Origin of the sequence: Haloferax sp. DFSO52, assembly GCF_048158745.1 — an archaeon.
Classification (GTDB): domain Archaea; phylum Halobacteriota; class Halobacteria; order Halobacteriales; family Haloferacaceae; genus Haloferax.
The window spans coordinates 1,391,214-1,410,734 of the sequence record NZ_JBLOPB010000001.1; the positions used below are offsets into that span (position 1 = coordinate 1,391,214).

Consider the following 19,521-nt stretch of genomic DNA (forward strand, 5'->3'; position numbering starts at 1 on the left):
CGGAGATAGACGGAACCGAACTCAGCTGTCTTTGACGTGGTCGAACCACGCTCGAAGGTCCGAACGGTCACGAGTATCAGCCGGGATGTCGTCGATAGAGAACCACTTTGCAGCAGAGACTTCCCCCTCGGGGTCGTCGGCAACGGGCGTCGAACTGTCGGCGGCGCGGGCCTGATAAATCGGCATGATACCCCACGTCTGGTGGCCGTCACACCAGATGTCGACTCTGGTCGCCATCGCGAGCCCGTTGTACGTTGCTGTGATTCCTGCTTCTTCGGCGAGTTCGCGTCGGGCAGCCGCTTGGAAGCTCTCGCCGTCGTCGACGCCGCCGCCGGGAAGAACCCACATATCGACGCCCTCGTGTCGAACGAGGAGGATTTCGTCGTCAGCACGTCGGACGAGCGTGTGAGACCCGTAGGGTGTCCCACTCGCCTTCACGCGCAACGCGAGTGTCCGGAACCGGTCGCGAGAAACGCGTCGTGTGTGGACCGGTTCGAGGAAGTCAGTGTGCGTCCGCTGAAGGCGGTGATACGTCTGTTCGGCCCGCTGTCGTGCCTGGTCGGCAAGGAACCACAGATTGTCGACCGTCATCCGATTCCGTCAGGCGGTCGGTTCGCGAGCGGACAGCTCAGCATACGTGCTCATTGGAGTGGCGTCACTAATCGCCTTCGACACGGGACAAAGACGCTGCTAGCTGGGTCTGGTCACGGAGTCGCTGCGACGCACGAGGGAGGCGTCGCGGCCAACCATCGCCCTTTTATTCGACGGGACGGAACCTGTGGCTATGAGCTTCGAGAAAGACGACAAAGTCGTTCTGCACGACCAGCACAGCGAGTTCGATGGCGAGACCGGGACGGTCACGCAGGTCATCGAGAGCATGTTCGGAGAACCGACCTACACCATCAGCTTCGACGAAGGGCAGGAAGTCGGCATCGCCGCGAACCAGCTCGAAGCAGTCGACGCAGACGACGCAGACGAAGAGTAAGTCGACCACACCGCCGCCTCCGAAAAGACCCCTACAATGCCACGCGTCCCGTTTCACTACATCGACCTCCGAACGTTCTGTTACGAGACAGAAGACGAAAAGCGGGTCGAGGAGGCGCTTCGGACCTTCCTCCCCGACGACTTCGAGGTAGACCGAATGGAGAGCACCGGCCACCACGGCGACCGAATCGTCGTCTTCTCGGCACGTGCCGAGCGGGCCGACGAGATTCGACATATCCTCTCGAAGATTCGGGAACTCCCTGATTTCGACCGACTCCTCGACGAACTCGACGAACGAGTCACCGACAACACCGAGTTCTTCTTGCGACTCGACAAGCAGGCGGCGTTCAAAGGCGAGGCACGTCGTGGCGGTGGCGTCACACTCCGAGCGAAGGTCGAAGCCTATCCTGCGAAGAAAGCGGCGGCCGTGAAGAATGCTCGACAAGCACTGCTTGGCGACGAGTAAGTCGCGGCGGCTCTCACGCCCGACGCACTACTCGTCTTTCCACTTGATAGAACAGCCCTGCGAGGGATACTCCTCGATGGGGATCTCGTCACCCGCGAGCAGCGCCTCGACGGCCGCTCGCATCTCGTATTCCGAGACTTCGTCATCGGGACTCATCGCGTCGTCGATGCGAGAGTGGAACGCGAGTTCGAACGCGTCGCCTGTGTTCTCGAAGAGGAACGGGTCCGGCGTACAAACCGCACCGTACGACGCCGCGACGTCCTGTGATTCGTCGTACAGATAGGCCGTGTACTGAATCGTCCCGTCAGCGACGAGTTCTTTCATCCGGTCGAAGGAGTCGTCGGGGTACGATTCGGCATCGTTCGGATTGATGCCGACGACGGCCAGGTCGTCGTACGACGATGCGAGGTGGTTCAGTTCGTCGAACTTTGCTTTCGCGTACGGACAGTGATTACACGTAAAGACGACGAGGAGCGCGTCGTACTCCGCGAACGACTCCAGCGAGTAGGTTTCACCGTCGGTTCCTGGAAGCTCGAAATCGGGGGCGTCGTCGCCGGTTTCGAGTTCAGAGTCGGATTCGAGCAGTACCATGAACCGGTGTTAGCCCGCGAGAGACAAAAACCGTTGGCCCGCGGAATCCACTACTCGTCGGCAGGAACCGAACAAGAGTCATTCGACAGAGACGAGGAAGACGGCGAGCACTGCAAAGCCGATGCCTGCTGCTTTTCGAATCGTGACGGGTTCGCCGAGGGCGACGATACCGACGAGCGACGAGATCGCGAGAAACATCCCGAATATCGGAGCGACGATAGAGACGGGGCCGAGCGCTAACGCCCGATAGTACGAGAGGATGCCCACGGCCAGACAGACGCCTGCAAGGAGAACGTACGGAAGCTTCGAACTGACGATGGAGTCCGAAATGCTCTGTCCAGAGACGACGACGACGCCGAGTGTGATGACGACGAGGATGCTGTTCGCGACGAGTGCAGCCACGTCACTCGGGATCTTCGCCTGTCCAGTCGTTGCGACTTTCATCAACGGTGCAACGAGAGAGTACGCACCGAGCGCGATGACGGCCCACGAGAGATAGTTCACAGCGAGTTCACCATTCCAGTACCGGGTGCGAACTGTGTATAGGGTTACGGTTCAGAACCGTCAGCAGGCTATAAGTGGTCAATCAGGTTCTAATATCAGAGAGTACAGCCAAAGTGTCTTCAATAGATGGAAATGAGCATAGATTTATCAAGTAATATCGCATATGTGTAGACATGTCCCAGGAAGTATCCCCCTCGGTCATTGCACACACGTGGGACGACCCGACTTGCTGCCCGTTTTGCCTCGCTGAACTGACGAGTGCAGGTGCTGGCTTCATCGACCACATCGACGAGAGTCCAATCTGCCGGCAAGGGTTCGGCATGTGGCGTGAGTCAGTCGCTGACGACGTCGCCGGCGAGTGGTCCGGCTAAGTTACGACTGCGCTGTGAGTGGTGACTTTTTCAAAAAGAAACGTGGTTACTCGGGAGTGACACCGAGTTGCGACAGCATCGTCATTATATCCGTGCTGTTCCACTCTTCGACGACGAGTCCGCCTTCGAAGCGCATCTCCACGACGCCCCACGTGTCTATCTTCCGGTGAGTCGGAGGAATGTCTCCACGTACGCTACGGAGTGTTCCGTCGTGCGTGCCTGAGAGGTGATACCGTCCATAGACGACATCGTCTCGTGCTGCGACGTCGAACAGTTCGACGTGGAAGTCAGAGAACGCGTCGTGATACTTCTGGGCCCACTCCTTGACCGCCTGCGTTCCCACGACCCCTTCCGGTTCCGAGAACGCGTGTGCTTCGGCTAACGGGTCGTATTCCTCGTCTACGACGTCGTAATTTCGCTTGTTCCACAGTTCTTCAGCGATACGAATACACGACTCTCGGTTCTGTTGTTCCTGTTCGGATGTTGCTGCCATCTCTATCACCGTCTGCGTGTACGCTCGGTAGTGACATAGTAATGAATTCTTGTTGTCATGAGCGTCTTCGACGGAACGAACGGCGAACCGGATACCAAACCGACTGCACACCTGAAGCAGACTGTGAGCTGTCGGACACCGACGTTAGTCGCTCACAGTGGCCTCCGGGGTTCGCGCCGACCCGTCGACGCGTCCGAGAAGCCACTGTGTGAGGACGAGCGAGGCGACGCCGAGGATGGCGACGACGCCGAAGGCAACGCGGACGCTTGCGAAGTCGATGAGCGCACCGAACGCGGGTGGAGAGACAGCACCGCCGAGTGAGATGCCGATAGTGACGACGGCAAAGTTCTTGCCGAGGTCACTTCGCTCTGACAATCGGTCTGCGAGCGTCGAGCGTGCCGGTCGAGAGACACTGATGGTGCCGCTAAACGGCAGTATCAACACGAGCAGTGCGAGTGGAAGCATCCCACTGGCGAGGACGGCCGCCAGTCCGGCAAGCGCCGCGTAGCCGCCGAGTGCGACGTCGCCGGGGCCGATGCGGTCAGTGAGCGACCCACCGAGGAGGATGAACCCCGCACCGACCACGAGCATCCCCGACACGAGGATGTTGGCTGTTCCCGGCGCGAGGCCATAGCCACTCGAAAGGAGTTGTGGAGAGTAGGTTCTGATACACCACGCGGCCGACGCTGTGAGAAACGAGAGGAGTGCGAGCCCCATCAACCCGGACGACCGAACGAGTTCGACCGCCCCACGGCGTACCCCTCCCAGCGATGGTCGACTGGTCGGTTTGTCCGATTCTGCTGGCTGCGCAATTGCCGCGGGCAAGCCGCGAGCGACCGGAAGCGCGACGAGTGCAAATCCTGCGCCGAGGATGGCGACGATTCCAATGACCCAGCGCCAGTCGAGGCCGAGGGCACTCGTTCCGGCGGCGATGGCGTACGGAACGGCGAATCCGAGCGAGCCGCCGAGTGCGTGGAGCGAGTAGGCACGGCCACGGTTCGTCTCCGAAGACGCCGTCGCGAGCAGTGGATAATGCGCAGGATGGTGCCCTGCGATTCCGACCCCGAGCAGCGCCTGTGAGGCCAGAAGCCAGCCATACGAGGGGGCCATGGCAGTCGCGGCGATGCCGAGTGTGCCGAAGACGAGCGAGATCGCGAGGACCGTCGTCCGACTCTTCGTATCGGAGATGTAGCCAAATGGAAGTTGTAAGAGCGTCACGACCGCCCCTTGAACACCGATGGCCAGTCCGACGGCGGCGATGCTCACGTCGAACTCCGCGGCGACGACGCCGATGACTGGCGCGAGGGCGACCAAATATGCGTGGTTGACGACGTGAGACCCCGCGACGAGACTCACAACTCGACGCTCCTGCGTATCCGTCACAGGGGAGTATGCAAAGTCAGTGGTCAAAAACACGCCGTCTGCGGCCAAACAGGCACCACCGTTTCCGAATCTTGTTCGTCAGCAGGTATGCTCGCCAGCAGGTATCTCTTGCTCGCCAGCGGGTGTCTAGTAGCGTCGTGCGCGGCGCTCGCCGCCGAGTCGCGCACCCAGCCACAGGCTTGCGAACGTGTCGAAGAAGTTGGTACCGGTATCGACGAGTTCCCGTTCGATATCGAACGTCCGACACTGGTCGTCGATGGCATCGAGATGGGCCTGCAGTCGTTCGTCGTATCGCTTTGCGGCCGTGCCTCCGAAGTACGTGCGTCGAATGGCGTCTGATTCAGGGTCTTCGAAGATCGCATCTCCCGTCGTCGTCGGACCGAGTTCTTCCGGGGTCAACAGCTGCGCGACGAGAACGTCGTTTCGGGCGAGCGCGCCAAGCCCATCGGCAACGTCCTCTGGGTCGAACAGCAAATCACTGATGACCAAGACGAGCGACCGGGAGTGAATCGTATCCGCGTACGATTCGAGTGCTGCTTTGAAGTCGCCGTCACCGGACGGCGTCGTCTCGTTGAGCGTGTCGACGAGTCGGAGCACCTCACCCTGTGTCGATGTGTCCGTGTCGAGGCGGGTCGGGCTCTCGTCGATGAGTGAGAATCGGAAGTTGTTGTGGTCTTCGGCGGTCAGGTGACAGAATCCCAGTCCGAGTTTCGCCCCGTACTCGAACTTGTTCTGGTCGCCGTCGCCGAAGCCCATCGACGCCGTCGCGTCGAGGAGAACGTGAACAGTCAGGTTTCGCTCCGCCTCGAACCGTTTGATGAACAGTTCTTCCGTTCGGGCGTACACACGCCAGTCGATGAGACGTGGGTCGTCACCGGGAACGTACCGCCGGTAGTCACTGAACGTGAGCCCTTCACCGACGTCCTGTGACCGCTGGTCGCCTTCTATCGGCGCGTTCGACGCGCGTTTGAGTGAGGTGTCGAATCTGTCGAGTTCGTCGAGAAAGTCGGGGTCTATCATTCGAGGAGACGTGCGACGACATCGTCGGGTGTGAGGCCCTCGCGTTCTGCCCGGAAGTCGAGGATGATGCGGTGGCGAATGACCGGTGCCGCCATCTCGACGACGTCGTCCCACGAGACGTGTGACCGACCGTTGACGAACGCCCGTGCCTTCGCCGCGAGGACGAGCGCCATGCTCGCTCTGGGACTGGCACCGAACTCGATTGCCTCGTCTTCGCGCGTCCGCCGAACCAGCTCGATAACACCGTCTCGGATGTCGTCTGCGATGGGGACTTGCCGGACGAGTTGCTGTGCTGCCAGCAGGTGCTCTTGGGAGAAGACACGCTCGACGTCGGGGAGTCGTTCACCTTCGGCGTACTTCTTGACGATGGTTCGCTCGTCGTCGAACGACGGGTAGTCGACGACGATTTTCATCAGGAAGCGGTCGGTCTGTGCTTCCGGAAGCGGATACGTCCCGCCCTGGTCGATGGGGTTCTGCGTCGCAAGCACGAAGAACGGTTTCGGGAGTGTGTAGGTCTTCCCAGCAGCAGTCACCTGCTTTTCCTGCATCGCTTCGAGCAGGGCAGACTGCGTCTTCGGCGTCGCACGGTTGATTTCGTCGGCGAGAATGACGTTCGCGAAGATTGGCCCGCGCTCGAAGACGAAATCACGCCCGTCTTCGGTCTCGCGGAGTATCTCGGTGCCGGTGATGTCCGACGGCATCAGGTCCGGCGTGTTCTGGATACGCGAAAATTGCAAGTCGGTCGCTTCTGCGAGCGTCCGAACGAGCGTCGTCTTTCCGAGACCTGGATTCGATTCGAGGAGGGCGTTCCCGTCGCAGAGGATACAGACGAGGAGTCGTTCGACGACTTCGTCCTGGCCGATGATTCGTTTTTCCACTTCGTCTCTGACGGCCGCGACGCTCGCTTGGAGGTCTTCGATGGCCAAATCGCCACGTTGGGAGTCTGAGCCACCGTCGGTCGATAGCGTCGAGTCTGCGTCGTCTCTGGCGGTCGTGTTGTGTGTATCAGTCATCTTCTTGTTCACGTATTTTGAGCGTGTAGTCGCGAATCAGTTCGGCCTCTTCGAGAGTCTCGTCAGCGAGGTAGCCGGCGCGCTGGCTTTCGACACCGGAATCACCGCCGAACCCACTCGAATCGTAGGCCTCGGCGGACGAACTCGGCCCATCGCCACTCCCGGACACCGACGAGAGTGTGGCGTTCAACTCCTCTGACCCGGCGGTGACGTCTTCGGGGTCGCCGAGGATTGCGCTCCCGTTTTGGAGTTCTGTCGTCTCGTCTCGGCCGTCGAAGTCGTCGTTCCCGTTCGACCCGTTTCCGTTGAGAACGTCGATCTGGAGGTCTGAAACCGCAATTTGAACGCTTGCGACGGAGAGCAACAGCGCGAACAGGAGGGTCACGAAGAGTCGTCGTGTCGGCAGCAACTCCTGAGACGACGTCGATTTCAGGCGGTCGAGTACGTCGTCGTAGAGGGCGAGCGTCATCTTCGAACTGCCGTCGGTCTTGACCGTGTCACGAGCGGTTCGAAGCGCTTCGGCCACAGATGGGTTCACCTGCTCGAACTGTTCGATTGGTGGTCGCTCCATCCTGACTGCGTATTCGAGGACGCCGACGACGAGACCGACCACGAGCGCAAGCGGAACGGCCACGTGAACCGTCGCCGTGGATTCCACGCCGGGGAGTCGAGAGAGTGGGACGAACTCGTCGAACGGAAGCGTGACGAGCCGTATCACGACGTTCGTCAACAGCGCCGCGATTGCGGCATCGACGACGCTCGACACGAGCGCAGCTTTCTGGACTTCGCGTCGAACCTCGGTGACGGCGGCGGCCATCTCGCTGTCGCGGTCGGTCTCTCTCGCTGTTCGAGCGTCAGCGGACTTGTCGGTAGCGGAGGTGTTAGACGCCATCACATGCTGGGGGTTTGTCGCCCTCGATTGCGGAACACGCGTCTTCGAGGTCGGATTCGAGTCGGTTTACGTCACTTCGGAGGTCGGCGAGTTCCTGTTCGAGACTGTCCACGTCCGTCTCGAGGTTCCGAATCTGGAGTTCGAGGTCGTTGTTCGCGTCGTCGAGTTCGTCGTTAATCTCTTCGAGATTCTCGAGTTCGTCTTCGAGGCGCGCCTGAATCAACTCGCGGTCGTTGAGGTCGGCGACGAGCGCATCGATACGGTTCCGCGACTGACGGAGTTGGTCTTCAGTGTCGGCGAGTCGTGCGCGGGTGTCTGCCAACTCGGTCTGGGTCGCGTCGAGTCGTGCCTCGGTCGCTTCGAGATTGTTCGAGACCTGTGCGACGTCACCTTGCGTCCGTTCGAGTGAACTGTTCAGTTCGTCCAGTTCCGAGTTGGCCGACGAGAGGTCCTGTCTCGTCTGTGAGAGGTCGGACTCCAGTGCCTCGTTTTGCTCTCGCAACTGTTCGTTCTGGTCGTCGAGGGAGTCGACTGAGTACTGGAAGAACATCGTCGCACCGACAGTTCCTGCGGTGAGGAGGACGACGAGGGCGACGAGACCGATATTCAGGGACCGACCGATGGAACTCATATCAAACCACCTTCACTTTGAGTTCGCCCCCGATACACTTGAACTCGCCGGAGAAGCACCTCTCCGAGGTAGACGAGGAAGGCGATGAGGACGAAATAGACCGCCCATTCGTCGCGGACAGGTTTCACACCTGCTGCATTGTCGCGGGCAGACGTGGCTATTTCGGCGGCATCGTCGGGGCCGTACAGACGGCCGCCAGTATCTGCGACGGCCGCGTCGAGTGCAGTCGAGGTGCCGAACCCGCCGTATTCGGCCGGGTAGTTGACCGCGAACTCGGTGTCGAGAACGTCTCTGTACCCCTGTTCGGTGGGGACGACAGTCGCTTCGTACGTCCCAGGCCCGACCGCCGAAAACGACAGATTCCCCGTCTCCTCGGGTCGACTCTCGCCGCGATAGACGACGGTCACGGCCGACCCGACGCGGGTGTCACGCACGTCGGTCACGCCTTCTGCTTTCCGCTCAGGGTCACCGATGACGAAGTTCGTCGATTTCGTCAGCAACAACGAATCCGGGCGGGTGAGGAGGCCATCGAGTGACCCATCGTTGCCGAACGTGGTAATCGTCGCCACACGTCCGAGGCCGTACCGCCACGTCGCCACGGCAGGAGTTCCATCGTCCGCTGCGACGAGGAAGTTTGCACCGCGTCTGATGGCGACGTCGTTGACGTTCCCGGGGTTCGTCGTCAACTCGACGCCGGCGGTGACGAAGTCGTTCTGGTTGACGATGGTCAGGCCGTCGCCGGCGTACTGGCGACTCGCACCACCGAAGAGGATTCGAAGTCGGTTGGTCTCGTCTGCGCGGAGATAGTTCCCACCCGACGCCTGCGCGATTGCACGGAGCGTCTCTTCGTTCGGACTCGGGCCGGTCCCGATGGTGATGACGCGGACACCGTTCCGGCCGAGTTGGTCTGCCACGGAGGCAGCGTCTTCGAACCGGTCGTGTCCGTCACTGATGAGGATAATCGTCCCCTGTCGGTTTCCGAGTTGTTGTGCCGCACCTCTGAGGCCGACGGCGATATCGGTCGCACCACCGGATTCGAGGCGGCGGATGAGGTCGGCAGTCGACTCACGGTTCGTGCCGAGTGGTTGGAGCGGCGAAACCTCGTATGCGAGGTAGTTGAAGCCGACGATGCCGACCTGATTTTCGTCACCGAGTTGGTCGAGTGCGGTGAGTGCGACGCTCTTTTGGACGCGCATGCCGCTTTCGGCGCTGCCGGAGACGTCGATGGCGAAGACGAGGTTCGTCGTCTGTTCCGCACCTTCGCCGGTCGTAACCGGGAGCATCGACGCGAGACTCGACCCGTCGTAGTCGCCGTTTTCGAACGAGTTACGACCACCGACGACGAGCAGTCCGCCGCCGTCGATGACGAACCGCTGGAGGGTATCGATGTCGCCGACGTCGTCGACGTCCATATCCTGGAGCACGACGGCGTGGTACCGCGAGAGGTCCGAAGGAACGCGGTCTGCCGTGTCGACCTCGTACAGTTCCGAGAGGTAGTCGCGGAACGGATAGTCGCCCCGCGAGATGTACAGCACTCTCGGCGGTTCGACGACGCGGACAGATTTGTAGTAGACGTTGTTTCGGTCGTACTCGTCGGTCCCGTCGATACGGGCGGTGATTCGGTGCACACCAGTCGTCTCGAACGTCTTGATGAACTCGACGTTGGCCGGCGACTGAACCATCTCTCGTGCCACTTCCTCGCCATCGATTTCGATGACCATCTCGACAGTCGTCGCCTCGTCCGGAGAGACGCCGTCGACACGTGCGAGGAAGGCGTTTTCGACGCCCGCGCTGGTCTTCGCTGGTCCATTGATAGTGACGTACTGCTCGGCATCGTCTGCCGACAGTGGGACCGCGTTGACTGTCGCGTTCAGGTCACGGGCTAACGTCGCAGCGGAGGCCAGTGACCGCCCTCGCGTCACCTGCCCGTCAGAGACGATGACGACGGTCCCGTCCGGTCGGAGGTTCGCCGCCAGTGCATCGCCGAGTGCGGATTCGTCGCCCCGGGCGATAGTAGAGACGGTGACTGGAATCCCCTCGGCTTCGATATCGCTGGCGAGGGTCGACGCCGTGAACGACGAGACGGCCATACTGTCAGACTCGTCGACGAGGAGTGTCACTCGCGGGTCGCCGTCCGTCTGTCGCGTCATCACAGTGTACGGTCCCGCTGCGGCGACGACCAACAGCAGTACCACGACGACCCGAGACGCGAGCAAGAGGCGTCTCGACCGCGTCCCTGCGGTTCCGGTCGCCCCGCGGAAGATGAGCGCCCACACGAGGACGACGACGATCGGAACGGCGACGAGAAGCAGTGGTCGTTCCAGACCGACCGTGATGTCGCCGAGTTCGGTCGTCCACACGAGCGGCGTCATCAGAGGTCACCTCGTCGCCGCAGATAGACGAGTTCGACGAGCGTGATACCGAGCACGATGAAGACCACCCACTCGGTCAAGGCGTCTGGAACGAGTCGTTCTTCGACTCGCGTGGGGAACCCCGCGGGTGCGTTTTCGCCCGACAACGGTGGTGCGACGACGTCAGACTCGGATTCGCTGAGGAGTGATGCGGCGTACCGTTGGTCGCCGACAGTGTAGAATCCGGCATCGGAGAGTCGAACTTCTGGTCCGGTCGTCGTCCCAGTCGGCGTCTCGACGGTCTGGTTCGGGCCAACGACGAGCGTGCCGCCAGTCGGTCGGTTCAACTCACTGAGCGTCGAGCGCCCGGCGAGGTAGAAGACCGTCCGCTTCCAGAACACGGGATACTGGTAGTTGTATTTGAACGCCGACTGGTCTTCGATGAAGCCGTAATAGACGAGTCGCCCCGGCCCGCGCTCCGAGATGGCGAGCAGTGAGGTTCCGTCGCTCGCCGTCACTAACGACGTTCCTTCCTCGAGGTCACCGACGACGTACTCGGTCGGTGGCGGGAAGGTTATCCCTCGGGTGAGTTCGTGGTCTTCGATCGACCGAATCGTCGGCGTCGTGTCGATTCGGTCCTGTGGGACGAGGAGGAGCGACCCGTACGCTGGGCCGTCTTCTTGCGCCTGAATCGCCACGCCGCCGCCGTCTTCGAGGAGTTCAGTGCCGGCGTCGACGTTACTCGCGAGCAACCGCTCTGGGTTCACGTTGCTGTAGATGATGACGTCGTACGGTTCGGTGATACTGGTCGGCGGGGTGTCGACTGTGAGCGACACTTCGGGAATGACCGAGAGCGCTGCCGTGAGGAACTGGTTCTCGTCGTTCGTCAGGACGAGCACGTCTATCGATTCGTCTTCAGGCGCGGCGACGTACAACGTATCGTCGAGTGCGAACGCATCCTCTGTCGTCAACGAGAGGCGTCCACCGCCCGGCGGGACTGGCAACGTCGCTGTGCCAACGTCTCTCGGACCGAGTTGGAGTTGGCGACTGCTGCCGCCGAGTGTGACCCGACGTGTGGCCGGGGTGTCACCGTAGTTTTTCACGGTCACCGTGACGTTCGTCCCGGAGAAACTCCGGTCGACGATGCCGACGTTACCAGCGCCACCGCCATCGTGTTGCTGCAGTTCGACGACGAGCCCGCGCGCACGGGCTTCACGCACCGCGTCTGCCCATGGAGAATCGTCTGCGAAGTCGCTGAGGACGACGATACGGGCATCTTCGCCTGCGATAGACGTTGCCGCAGTAATCGCTGAACGGAGGTCACCCGGCATGGCAGACACACGGAGTTGGTCGAGGGCGAGTCGTGCGTCGGTTGCGCTCCCCCGTGTGACGACCACGTCCGCACTCGCGCCAGCGGCGACGACTGAGGTGGTGTCGGTCACTTCGTCGCGTGCAGCACTCAGTGCGTGGTCGAACCGTGTTCCGCCGTTGTCGCGGACAGCCATACTCGCGCTGGTATCGACGACCAGCACCGTCTCACTGATCGTCTCCGACTCCGGCACGAGCACGTACGGTGTCGCGAGCGACCCGACGAGTGCGACGATAGCGAGCAGTTGGATGACCAACAGGACACTGCGGAGGAGGCGGTCGAAAAGCGGGTTCGATGCGTTTCGTCCCGCTGTTTCGATGAGAAACTGGTAGGTCGGAAGCGTCCGGCGGACCGGTTCCGGACGCAACAGATAGAGGACGATAAGTGGCACTACACCCAGGAGGCCCAGAAGGCCGAGGGGAGACAAGAAGAACTCTTCGAGGACCATGCTCAACTGTTGTTCCCTACGAGTATGGATGTTTCTCTGATTGACATGTTCGCGTGACTGTCAGTAGCTCTGCCACGAACGAGCGCCAGAATAGTATGTTGGTGCATTTTCGTGTCAATCGTACTTACGTCATTGCATAACAATGCTCTTGAATCATAACACGACAACATTTTATGCTCTAAAGTTATTTTCCCGAGTACGATGGGAACTGATAGTTACACGCCACGGTCGTTCGACGACCTCTCGCCTGACGAGCGCCCAACCGTTCTGCAGGCGCTCATTCCGGTCGTCGGACTCGTCGCGTTCCTCGGCGTCGGGTCGGCACTGTTGAAACTCGACCCGCACATTCCACTCATCTGGAGTATCGCACTCGTCGGACTCCTCGGACGCTACGTCTGGGGCTACACGTGGTCCGACCTCTTCGACGGCATCGAACGAAGTCTGTCGATGGGACTGCAGGCGGTTCTCATCCTGTTTACCATCTACGGCGTCGTCGCGACGTGGGTCTCTGCAGGGACGATTCCCACGCTGATGTACTTCGGTCTCGACCTGCTCACTCCCGAAATCTTCCTCCCCGCGACGGCCCTCATCGTCGGCCTCACCACGTTCGCGATCGGGTCGTCGTGGACTGCCGTCGGGACGCTCGGCGTCGCGTTCATCGGTATCGGGTCTGGACTCGGCGTCCCCGCGCCGATGACGGCCGGTGCCATTCTCACAGGCGCGTACGCGGGTGACAAGCAGTCACCGCTTTCGGACACGACGAACCTCGCTGCGGCCGTGACGAACACCGACCTCTACGACCACATCCGGGCGATGCGAACCAGTACGCTCGTCGCGTTCGGGCTCTCGCTCGTCGGATTCGTGATTCTCAGTCTCGGCTTCTCCGGTGCGATTCCTGCCGGCCAGATTGCTGAGATTCAGACCGCACTCGCCTCGACGTACGACATCACGCTGCTGGCGTTCCTTCCGCTCGCAGTGACGTTCGGCCTCGCCGCCGCAGGCTATCCTGCACTCAACGTCCTGCTGGCGGGTGCCTTCGCAGGTGCCTTCACGAGTATCCTCGTGCAGGGTGCTTCGTTCGTCACGGCGTGGCAGGTGTTCATGCGCGGGACGGCCCCCGAGACAGGGTCCGAACTCGTCAACAACCTGCTCGCCGCCGGTGGTGTCTCCGGGTCCGCGTGGACCATCGCTATCGTCGTCGCCGCGCTGACGCTCGGTGGCCTTCTCGAACAGACGGGTGTCCTCGCCGTGCTCGCCCACCGACTCCAACGCGGCGTTCGCTCTACTGGGTCGCTCGTCGCTGCGACGGGAGTTTCCGCGATTTTGACCAACGCACTCACCGCACAGCAGTACATGAGCATCGTCGTCCCGGGCATGACGCTCCGGAACACCTACGACGAATTCGGCCTCGATAGCTCCGACCTCTCGTCGGCAATCGAGTCCGCGGGAACACCAACTGGCGCGCTCTTCCCGTGGCACGCCGGCGGCGCGTACATGTCCGGTGTCCTCGGCGTCGCGACGCTCTCGTACGCTCCGTACTACTTCTTCGGCTACCTCTCGCCGCTCGTCTTGTTCGCCTTCGTCCTCGCCGGTATCGGCTTCGCCGGAAACACGACGGACGCAGGCGCGTCGTCTGCGAATCCTGCCGACGACTGACCGGCTTTCAACCCGGCTATCTGGCCAACGGATTCCGAATTTCACTGAATCGACGGGGAAACCGCTGACCAGTAGTTGTAGACGCTGTGATGTCAACAGGTATGCAGCTCACCGACGTATGAACTGCATGGCAACACGAGGTGACCGTATCGAACCGCGTTCTCTCCGCCGTCGCGGCACGATCGATTACATGCGTATGGCGGGGCGGAGAAGCAACGTTCACGGCCTCGTCGAACTCGACGTTACGGAGGCGAGAACCCGAATCCGCGCAATCGAAGCGGAGACGGGTGAGAAGTTGTCGTTCACCGCGTTTCTCGTCTACTGTTTCGCGCGAGCCATCGACGACCACCCGCACATCAACGCGTATCAAGATTGGCGCGGGCGGGTTCACGTCTTCGACGACGTCGACGTGAACGTCCTCATCGAGACGACGATTCAGGGGAATCGAATTGGCGTCCCCCACGTCGTCAGGCGGGCCAACCGGCGGTCACTCCACGCCATCCACGACGAGATACGAACCGCACAGGAGTCTCCCGACCCGACAGAACTCTCCCGGTGGAGCACGCTGGCACTCCGACTTCCGGGATTCATTCGACGACAGGTGTGGCGACTTCCGCAGGTGTCTCCCCGGCGGTGGAAGGCGATGGCGGGTACCGTCTCCGTGACGTCGGTGGGGATGTTTGGAACTCGCGGTGGGTGGGCGGTCAGTCCGACGAACTATACCGTCCAGTTGACTGTTGGTGGGATCAGCAGAGAACCGAGGCGTATCGACGGGGAACTCACGACCCGCGAATTGCTCTCACTCACGGTGACGTTCGACCACGACGTCATCGATGGCGCACCCGCTGCACGGTTCGTGCAACGAATGGGAGAACTCATCGAGGACGCTCATGGACTCACGGAACTGGACGACCTGTGACCGAGAACTGTGACTGAGAAAATCCGTGTCTGGGACCGCCTCCGCGACAATTCGTCTGACACTCTTATTCGAGCGCAGCCCGGAGCGCTCGAACCTCGTCGAGGACGGCAGTCCACTGCTCGACGGTTCCCGGGAGTTCGTCTCGGCCGAGACGCCTGTCGATTACGTCGCGAACCTCTTGGGGGTCGTCGACGTTCTCGAACCGAATCTTCCCACCGCCGGCCGCTTCGACCGAGACGGTTCCGTAGTCGAACAGGCTTCCAGTGATACCCTGCGAGAACGTGCTGTTCTGGACACGGTCGAGTGAGACGCGCTGGACGTTTCGCGAGAGGATTCCAGTCTTCCGGTAGAGCGCCTGGTCGGTCACGACGAATCGTGTGTTGACGACGCGGAGGTACGACCAGAGCGGCGGGAGTCCCCCGACGAGCGCGGCCAGACCGATGAGCGACTCGCCCGTCACTGTGGCGAGAGTGACCGCTCCCACGACGAGGAGTCCCCCAAAGACGAGCGCGGGGATGATTGTCTGGATGCGTGGCCGCCCCTCCCAGACGGTGGTTTCGTCGGCGGCACGCGCCATCCACTCGTCGACAGTCATCGGTCGTTCGTCACCGACGTGTCGAAGTCGAAGTCGGCCGATTCGGCCGATTCGGGTGTCTCGTCTGTTTCGGTGGCTGCTTCTGTTTCGGTGGCTGCTGCTGCTGCTGCCTGCGTATCACCGTCTTCGACGGCCGCTCGAATCGCCCGGAGTTCGACGAGGATGTCGTCGAGGACGGCGGCCTTCCCGTCGGATTCCGAAGTTCGCCCGCCGCGTTGCTTGATTCGTTCGTTGACGAGCGACTGCAACGTCTGTGGGTCGGACACGCTGTCGAAACTCATCTCGATTCCACTTCCACCGGCGGTGCTGATGTTCACAGACCCGTATCCGAACTGTGCACCGAGGAACGTCTGACTGTAGGAGGTGTCCTGTACCTTGTCGAACTCGATACGCTGGACGTTCCGCGAGAGGACGCCGGTCTTCTTGTAGAGCGCATCTGAGGTGACGACGTAGTTCGTGTTCTTGAACGAGAGATAGCCGCCGACGAGAATCGGAATGCCGACGAGGAAAAAGGACAGTGGGATGCCGACGATAAAGATGGGAACCAGACTGTAGGGGTGGGGTGTGTCGCCCCAGAGGACTTCCTCGTCGCTATCGAGGGTGAGCCAATCGAACTCCGAGAGTGAAGTTTCAGTAGCCATACCCGCACCCACTCTGGCCGTATTGGAAAACTTTTCCCGCGAACAGTCGCTGAATTTTCACCGACGATGTGGGAGTGAACGGTGTTCGGAGGACCCGGCCAATCGAAACGACACCACACTGTGTTAGGCAAATCATTTCAATGATGGTTGCAACAGAGTGGACATGGACAAGCAGTCACTGCTCGACTTGCTGCGTCGCGACGCTCGAGAGAGTGTAGACGACATTGCCCGACAACTGGGCGCAGACGCCGATGCAGTGGCAGCAGCGCTCGACGAACTCGAAGACGAGGGGGCCATCCGTGGCTATCACGCGATCGTCGATTGGAACAAGGTCGACGACGAACGTGTCCGCGCACAGGTCGAAGTCGACGTCGAACTCGACCGAGAGACGGGATACGACCAGATTGCCCGTCGAATCGCGCGGTTCCCTGAAGTCGGGACACTCCGACTCGTCTCCGGAGATTACGACTTCTTCATCGAAGTCGAAGGCGACTCGATGCAGGAGATTTCGAAGTTCATCTCAGAGCGCATCGCCCCACTCCCCGAAGTCACGAAGACGGTGACCCACTTCGTGATGGATTCGTACAAGGAGGAGGGTATCGAACTCGGTGACGGTGACGAGGACGACCGTCTGTCTGTGTCGCCATGACGCTCGGTGACCACATTGCAGACAGCGTCGAACAGGTGCCACCATCGGGCATCCGGCGATTCTTCGAACTCGCAGAAGAGATGGACGACGTCATCTCGCTCGGCGTGGGCGAACCCGATTTCTCCGCGCCGTGGGCCGCCCGAACCGCTGCCATCGACTCGCTCGAAAGTGGGAAAACCTCCTACACGTCGAACCGCGGGATGCGCGAACTCCGCGAGGCCATCGCAAAACGCGTCACTCGGTACGGTCAGGAGTACGACCCAGACAGCGAGATTCTCGTCACGACCGGGGCCAGTGAAGCAGTCGACCTCGCGTTTCGCGCGTTCGTCGACGACGGCGACGTCGTGGCCATCCCGCAACCGTCGTACATCTCGTACACACCCAGTGCACTTTTCGCCGGCGGTGAGCCACTTCCGGTGCCGACGTCCGCCGCAGACGAGTTCAAACTCACGCCCGAGGCGTTGGAATCTGCCGGTGCGCACGACGCTGACGTGCTCGTGCTCTGTTATCCGAACAACCCGACGGGGGCGGTGATGACCGACGACGAACTCGCAGCGGTAGCGGAGTTCGTCACGGAACACGACCTCATCGTCTTCTCGGACGAGATTTACGCCGACCTTCGGTACGAAGACGCCCACGCGTCCATCGCGACGCAGCCGGGAATGCGCGAGCGAACAGTCGTGTTCAACGGGTTCTCGAAAGCCTACGCGATGACCGGACTTCGCCTCGGCTATGCGATGGGACCGCCCGAGGCGATCGATGCGATGAACAAGATTCACCAGTACGGGATGCTCTCGGCGCCGACGACGGCCCAGTATGCGGCACTCGAAGCGTTGCGGTCGTGTGACGACGAAGTCGAAGAGATGCGGCGCGAGTACGACCGACGACGGCGGTTCGTCATCTCCCGGTTCAGAGAGATGGGGATGGACTGTTTCGAAGCGAAAGGGGCGTTCTACGTCTTCCCCGAGGTTCCGGACGGAGACGACGAGGCGTTTGCCGAGGGACTGCTCGAAGCACAGAACGTCGCACTCGTTCCGGGGAGCGTCTTCGGGTCTGGCGGTGAAGGCCACCTTCGAGTCTCGTACGCGACGAGCATGCGAGAACTCCGCGAAGCGATGGACCGAATCGAAGCGTACGTCGACGAGTAACTGCGCACGGACGGAGCTCGCTTTCGTCTTGCCCAACTGTGCGAAGCATTCACACGCACAGACGACGAATATCGATGTATGTTTGACGAAATTCTCCTTCCAATCGACGGCAGTTCGGCAAGTGAGACCGCAGTCCCGCACGTGTTCGAACTCGCAGAACGGTTCGATTCGGTCGTCCACGTGTTGTTCGTCGTCGACGACACCCGCGACAGCATCAGTATCATGGATGGACCGATACTCGACTCGCTCGAACAGGAGGGCCACCGCCACGTCGAGGAGATGGTCAAACGCGCGACGGAACGCGGGATCGACGCAGTGGGCGCAGTTATTCGGGGTGCGCCGTACGAAGCCATCGTGGAGTTCGCAGACGAACACGACATCGACGTAATCGTGATGGCGACACACGGTCGAACTGGCGTCGAACGCGTGCTCCTCGGGAGTGTGACCGAGCGTGTCGTCCGGACCGCACCGGTTCCTGTGTTGACCGTCCACGCTGCAGCGTGATTCGAACTGACGGGAGAATTTTCGACGAATTCACGCGGCACATCCACAGGAGACACGGACACGTTAACTTATCGCATATTTAGTCCAGCCAACACGCAAAGTATTATTAAATATGGTTTCGTCGTTGAAGACGAATGGTATCGAGAGGAGATACGGACACCTCCGCCGCCGAAAATACGTCTACCTTCCAGTTGGGGCTGGACGAACTCAAGCGACGCGGAAGTGCCCTCCTTGTCGTTGGCTCTGTCCCAACAGAGCTGTACACGCAGGCATCCAAGCAGATGCTCGGTGCGCCGACCGAGTCGCGACGACGCCTCGCCGTGGTGAACGACTCAGCCTCCCTCGAGACTCGGTTACCTCCGTCGGCCCGTCGCTCTCCCGAGTGGACGCGCGTCATTCGGTATGCCACACTCGAACGGAGTGTGGCGGCGGCAGCGTCTGGAGGAAATCCAATACGGTCGGCATACGAACGTCGCGTCAACGGGGGAATGGGACGACTCGGTGCAGAAATTGCGGATGATATCAACGAGTACAACAGGTTAGCCAACGAGTTGGCTCCCGCCGAACTTCGCGTCGCGTTCGACGCGCTTCCAGCGCTCCTCTCGAACTACGACACAGAAGAGGTGTTTCGCTTCCTGCACGTGATGACGTCCCACGTTCGTGCACGGAACGGGATGATTCACGTCTGGTCGCCCGGCGATAAACACGCCGAGATAAACAGAATGCTCGCTCCGTTGTTCGATGCAGTCGTCGAATTGGATGTGGACGGAAAACAGGCGATACAGCGCTGGCATCTCCAAGAAATCGACGTCTCGTCCGGTTGGTTCCCCCTGGAAGACTGAATTTCAGTTGACCAATACGTTTTTTACCTCTAATTGTGTCACATACACACA

At 60.9% G+C, this 19,521-nt stretch carries 22 protein-coding genes; 9 read left to right on the forward strand and 13 right to left on the reverse strand.

Annotated features, from left to right (window positions below):
* Positions 1–21: 21 nt before the first annotated feature.
* Complete coding sequence (locus ACK3SC_RS07240) at positions 22–591, reverse strand: NUDIX hydrolase (RefSeq protein WP_416839435.1); 570 nt, start codon at positions 589–591, stop codon at positions 22–24.
* Between the two features lie 193 nt (positions 592–784).
* On the opposite strand from ACK3SC_RS07240, the gene ACK3SC_RS07245 reads away from it, so the two are divergent.
* A complete protein-coding gene (locus tag ACK3SC_RS07245) occupies positions 785–985 on the forward strand; it encodes a DUF1918 domain-containing protein (RefSeq protein ID WP_416839436.1) in 201 nt (66 codons plus the stop codon).
* Between the two features lie 36 nt (positions 986–1,021).
* On the forward strand, positions 1,022–1,450 hold the full coding sequence (locus ACK3SC_RS07250) for an RNA-binding protein (protein ID WP_416839437.1): 429 nt from the start codon (positions 1,022–1,024) through the stop codon (positions 1,448–1,450).
* Positions 1,451–1,477: 27 nt separating this feature from the next.
* Here ACK3SC_RS07250 and ACK3SC_RS07255 read toward each other — a convergent pair whose 3' ends face one another.
* Together ACK3SC_RS07255 and ACK3SC_RS07260 are read right to left on the reverse strand one after the other, a co-directional pair.
* A complete protein-coding gene (locus tag ACK3SC_RS07255; RefSeq protein WP_416839438.1) occupies positions 1,478–2,041 on the reverse strand; it encodes a thioredoxin family protein in 564 nt (187 codons plus the stop codon).
* Positions 2,042–2,119: 78 nt separating this feature from the next.
* The gene (locus ACK3SC_RS07260) at positions 2,120–2,545 is read right to left on the reverse strand and encodes an EamA family transporter (protein WP_416839439.1); all 426 of its coding nucleotides are present in this window, start codon (positions 2,543–2,545) and stop codon (positions 2,120–2,122) included.
* A gap of 173 nt (positions 2,546–2,718) precedes the next feature.
* Between ACK3SC_RS07260 and ACK3SC_RS07265 the strand changes: the two genes are divergently transcribed.
* Positions 2,719–2,916, forward strand: coding sequence for a hypothetical protein (locus ACK3SC_RS07265; RefSeq protein WP_416839440.1), 198 nt, complete (start codon positions 2,719–2,721; stop codon positions 2,914–2,916).
* Between the two features lie 46 nt (positions 2,917–2,962).
* Here ACK3SC_RS07265 and ACK3SC_RS07270 read toward each other — a convergent pair whose 3' ends face one another.
* From ACK3SC_RS07270 to ACK3SC_RS07305, 8 genes are all read right to left on the reverse strand, one after another.
* Positions 2,963–3,409: an ester cyclase gene (locus ACK3SC_RS07270; protein WP_416839441.1), complete on the reverse strand. Its 447-nt coding sequence runs from the start codon at positions 3,407–3,409 to the stop codon at positions 2,963–2,965.
* Positions 3,410–3,553: 144 nt separating this feature from the next.
* Positions 3,554–4,792 (reverse strand): MFS transporter, encoded by a 1,239-nt coding sequence (locus ACK3SC_RS07275; protein ID WP_416839442.1) that lies wholly within the window; start codon positions 4,790–4,792, stop codon positions 3,554–3,556.
* Between the two features lie 126 nt (positions 4,793–4,918).
* On the reverse strand, positions 4,919–5,812 hold the full coding sequence (locus tag ACK3SC_RS07280; RefSeq protein WP_416839443.1) for a DUF58 domain-containing protein: 894 nt from the start codon (positions 5,810–5,812) through the stop codon (positions 4,919–4,921).
* On the reverse strand, positions 5,809–6,825 hold the full coding sequence (locus tag ACK3SC_RS07285; protein WP_416839444.1) for an AAA family ATPase: 1,017 nt from the start codon (positions 6,823–6,825) through the stop codon (positions 5,809–5,811). Before ACK3SC_RS07285 ends, ACK3SC_RS07280 begins: the two co-directional genes overlap by 4 nt.
* Positions 6,818–7,717 (reverse strand): hypothetical protein, encoded by a 900-nt coding sequence (locus ACK3SC_RS07290; protein WP_416839445.1) that lies wholly within the window; start codon positions 7,715–7,717, stop codon positions 6,818–6,820. Before ACK3SC_RS07290 ends, ACK3SC_RS07285 begins: the two co-directional genes overlap by 8 nt.
* On the reverse strand, positions 7,707–8,348 hold the full coding sequence (locus ACK3SC_RS07295) for a chromosome partitioning protein (RefSeq protein WP_416839446.1): 642 nt from the start codon (positions 8,346–8,348) through the stop codon (positions 7,707–7,709). Before ACK3SC_RS07295 ends, ACK3SC_RS07290 begins: the two co-directional genes overlap by 11 nt.
* The gene (locus tag ACK3SC_RS07300; protein ID WP_416839447.1) at positions 8,345–10,720 is read right to left on the reverse strand and encodes a vWA domain-containing protein; all 2,376 of its coding nucleotides are present in this window, start codon (positions 10,718–10,720) and stop codon (positions 8,345–8,347) included. Before ACK3SC_RS07300 ends, ACK3SC_RS07295 begins: the two co-directional genes overlap by 4 nt.
* The gene (locus tag ACK3SC_RS07305) at positions 10,720–12,516 is read right to left on the reverse strand and encodes a vWA domain-containing protein (RefSeq protein WP_416839448.1); all 1,797 of its coding nucleotides are present in this window, start codon (positions 12,514–12,516) and stop codon (positions 10,720–10,722) included. Before ACK3SC_RS07305 ends, ACK3SC_RS07300 begins: the two co-directional genes overlap by 1 nt.
* A gap of 201 nt (positions 12,517–12,717) precedes the next feature.
* Here ACK3SC_RS07305 and nhaC point away from each other — a divergent pair, with 201 nt between their 5' ends.
* Together nhaC and ACK3SC_RS07315 are read left to right on the forward strand one after the other, a co-directional pair.
* Entirely contained in the window at positions 12,718–14,172 is a 1,455-nt protein-coding gene (nhaC, locus tag ACK3SC_RS07310) for a Na+/H+ antiporter NhaC (RefSeq protein ID WP_416839449.1), read from the forward strand.
* A gap of 127 nt (positions 14,173–14,299) precedes the next feature.
* The gene (locus tag ACK3SC_RS07315) at positions 14,300–15,091 is read left to right on the forward strand and encodes a 2-oxo acid dehydrogenase subunit E2 (protein WP_416839450.1); all 792 of its coding nucleotides are present in this window, start codon (positions 14,300–14,302) and stop codon (positions 15,089–15,091) included.
* Positions 15,092–15,155: 64 nt separating this feature from the next.
* Here ACK3SC_RS07315 and ACK3SC_RS07320 read toward each other — a convergent pair whose 3' ends face one another.
* Both ACK3SC_RS07320 and ACK3SC_RS07325 read right to left on the reverse strand, forming a co-directional pair.
* Positions 15,156–15,686, reverse strand: coding sequence for a PH domain-containing protein (locus ACK3SC_RS07320; RefSeq protein ID WP_416839451.1), 531 nt, complete (start codon positions 15,684–15,686; stop codon positions 15,156–15,158).
* Entirely contained in the window at positions 15,683–16,327 is a 645-nt protein-coding gene (locus tag ACK3SC_RS07325; protein ID WP_416839452.1) for a PH domain-containing protein, read from the reverse strand. The genes ACK3SC_RS07320 and ACK3SC_RS07325 overlap by 4 nt, the downstream gene beginning before the upstream one ends.
* Before the next feature lie 163 nt (positions 16,328–16,490).
* Between ACK3SC_RS07325 and ACK3SC_RS07330 the strand changes: the two genes are divergently transcribed.
* From ACK3SC_RS07330 to ACK3SC_RS07345, 4 genes are all read left to right on the forward strand, one after another.
* Positions 16,491–16,976, forward strand: a complete 486-nt coding sequence (locus ACK3SC_RS07330) for an Lrp/AsnC family transcriptional regulator (RefSeq protein WP_416839453.1) — start codon at positions 16,491–16,493, stop codon at positions 16,974–16,976.
* Positions 16,973–18,124 carry a pyridoxal phosphate-dependent aminotransferase gene (locus ACK3SC_RS07335; protein ID WP_416839454.1) on the forward strand — a complete coding sequence of 384 codons (1,152 nt, stop codon included), beginning with the start codon at positions 16,973–16,975 and terminating at the stop codon, positions 18,122–18,124. Before ACK3SC_RS07330 ends, ACK3SC_RS07335 begins: the two co-directional genes overlap by 4 nt.
* Before the next feature lie 78 nt (positions 18,125–18,202).
* A complete protein-coding gene (locus tag ACK3SC_RS07340) occupies positions 18,203–18,628 on the forward strand; it encodes a universal stress protein (RefSeq protein ID WP_416839455.1) in 426 nt (141 codons plus the stop codon).
* A 134-nt stretch (positions 18,629–18,762) separates the two neighbouring features.
* The gene (locus ACK3SC_RS07345) at positions 18,763–19,470 is read left to right on the forward strand and encodes a hypothetical protein (RefSeq protein ID WP_416839456.1); all 708 of its coding nucleotides are present in this window, start codon (positions 18,763–18,765) and stop codon (positions 19,468–19,470) included.
* Positions 19,471–19,521: the final 51 nt, after the last annotated feature.

Coding starts and splice junctions, on each gene's coding strand:
- ACK3SC_RS07240 (WP_416839435.1), bottom strand. CDS start 591: ATGACGGTCGACAATCTGTGGTTCCTTGCCGACCAGGCACGACAGCGG.
- ACK3SC_RS07245 (WP_416839436.1), top strand. CDS start 785: ATGAGCTTCGAGAAAGACGACAAAGTCGTTCTGCACGACCAGCACAGC.
- ACK3SC_RS07250 (WP_416839437.1), top strand. CDS start 1,022: ATGCCACGCGTCCCGTTTCACTACATCGACCTCCGAACGTTCTGTTAC.
- ACK3SC_RS07255 (WP_416839438.1), bottom strand. CDS start 2,041: ATGGTACTGCTCGAATCCGACTCTGAACTCGAAACCGGCGACGACGCC.
- ACK3SC_RS07265 (WP_416839440.1), top strand. CDS start 2,719: ATGTCCCAGGAAGTATCCCCCTCGGTCATTGCACACACGTGGGACGAC.
- ACK3SC_RS07270 (WP_416839441.1), bottom strand. CDS start 3,409: ATGGCAGCAACATCCGAACAGGAACAACAGAACCGAGAGTCGTGTATT.
- ACK3SC_RS07280 (WP_416839443.1), bottom strand. CDS start 5,812: ATGATAGACCCCGACTTTCTCGACGAACTCGACAGATTCGACACCTCA.
- ACK3SC_RS07285 (WP_416839444.1), bottom strand. CDS start 6,825: ATGACTGATACACACAACACGACCGCCAGAGACGACGCAGACTCGACG.
- ACK3SC_RS07290 (WP_416839445.1), bottom strand. CDS start 7,717: ATGGCGTCTAACACCTCCGCTACCGACAAGTCCGCTGACGCTCGAACA.
- ACK3SC_RS07295 (WP_416839446.1), bottom strand. CDS start 8,348: ATGAGTTCCATCGGTCGGTCCCTGAATATCGGTCTCGTCGCCCTCGTC.
- ACK3SC_RS07300 (WP_416839447.1), bottom strand. CDS start 10,720: ATGACGCCGCTCGTGTGGACGACCGAACTCGGCGACATCACGGTCGGT.
- ACK3SC_RS07305 (WP_416839448.1), bottom strand. CDS start 12,516: ATGGTCCTCGAAGAGTTCTTCTTGTCTCCCCTCGGCCTTCTGGGCCTC.
- nhaC (WP_416839449.1), top strand. CDS start 12,718: ATGGGAACTGATAGTTACACGCCACGGTCGTTCGACGACCTCTCGCCT.
- ACK3SC_RS07315 (WP_416839450.1), top strand. CDS start 14,300: ATGGCAACACGAGGTGACCGTATCGAACCGCGTTCTCTCCGCCGTCGC.
- ACK3SC_RS07320 (WP_416839451.1), bottom strand. CDS start 15,686: ATGACTGTCGACGAGTGGATGGCGCGTGCCGCCGACGAAACCACCGTC.
- ACK3SC_RS07325 (WP_416839452.1), bottom strand. CDS start 16,327: ATGGCTACTGAAACTTCACTCTCGGAGTTCGATTGGCTCACCCTCGAT.
- ACK3SC_RS07330 (WP_416839453.1), top strand. CDS start 16,491: ATGGACAAGCAGTCACTGCTCGACTTGCTGCGTCGCGACGCTCGAGAG.
- ACK3SC_RS07335 (WP_416839454.1), top strand. CDS start 16,973: ATGACGCTCGGTGACCACATTGCAGACAGCGTCGAACAGGTGCCACCA.
- ACK3SC_RS07340 (WP_416839455.1), top strand. CDS start 18,203: ATGTTTGACGAAATTCTCCTTCCAATCGACGGCAGTTCGGCAAGTGAG.
- ACK3SC_RS07345 (WP_416839456.1), top strand. CDS start 18,763: ATGGTATCGAGAGGAGATACGGACACCTCCGCCGCCGAAAATACGTCT.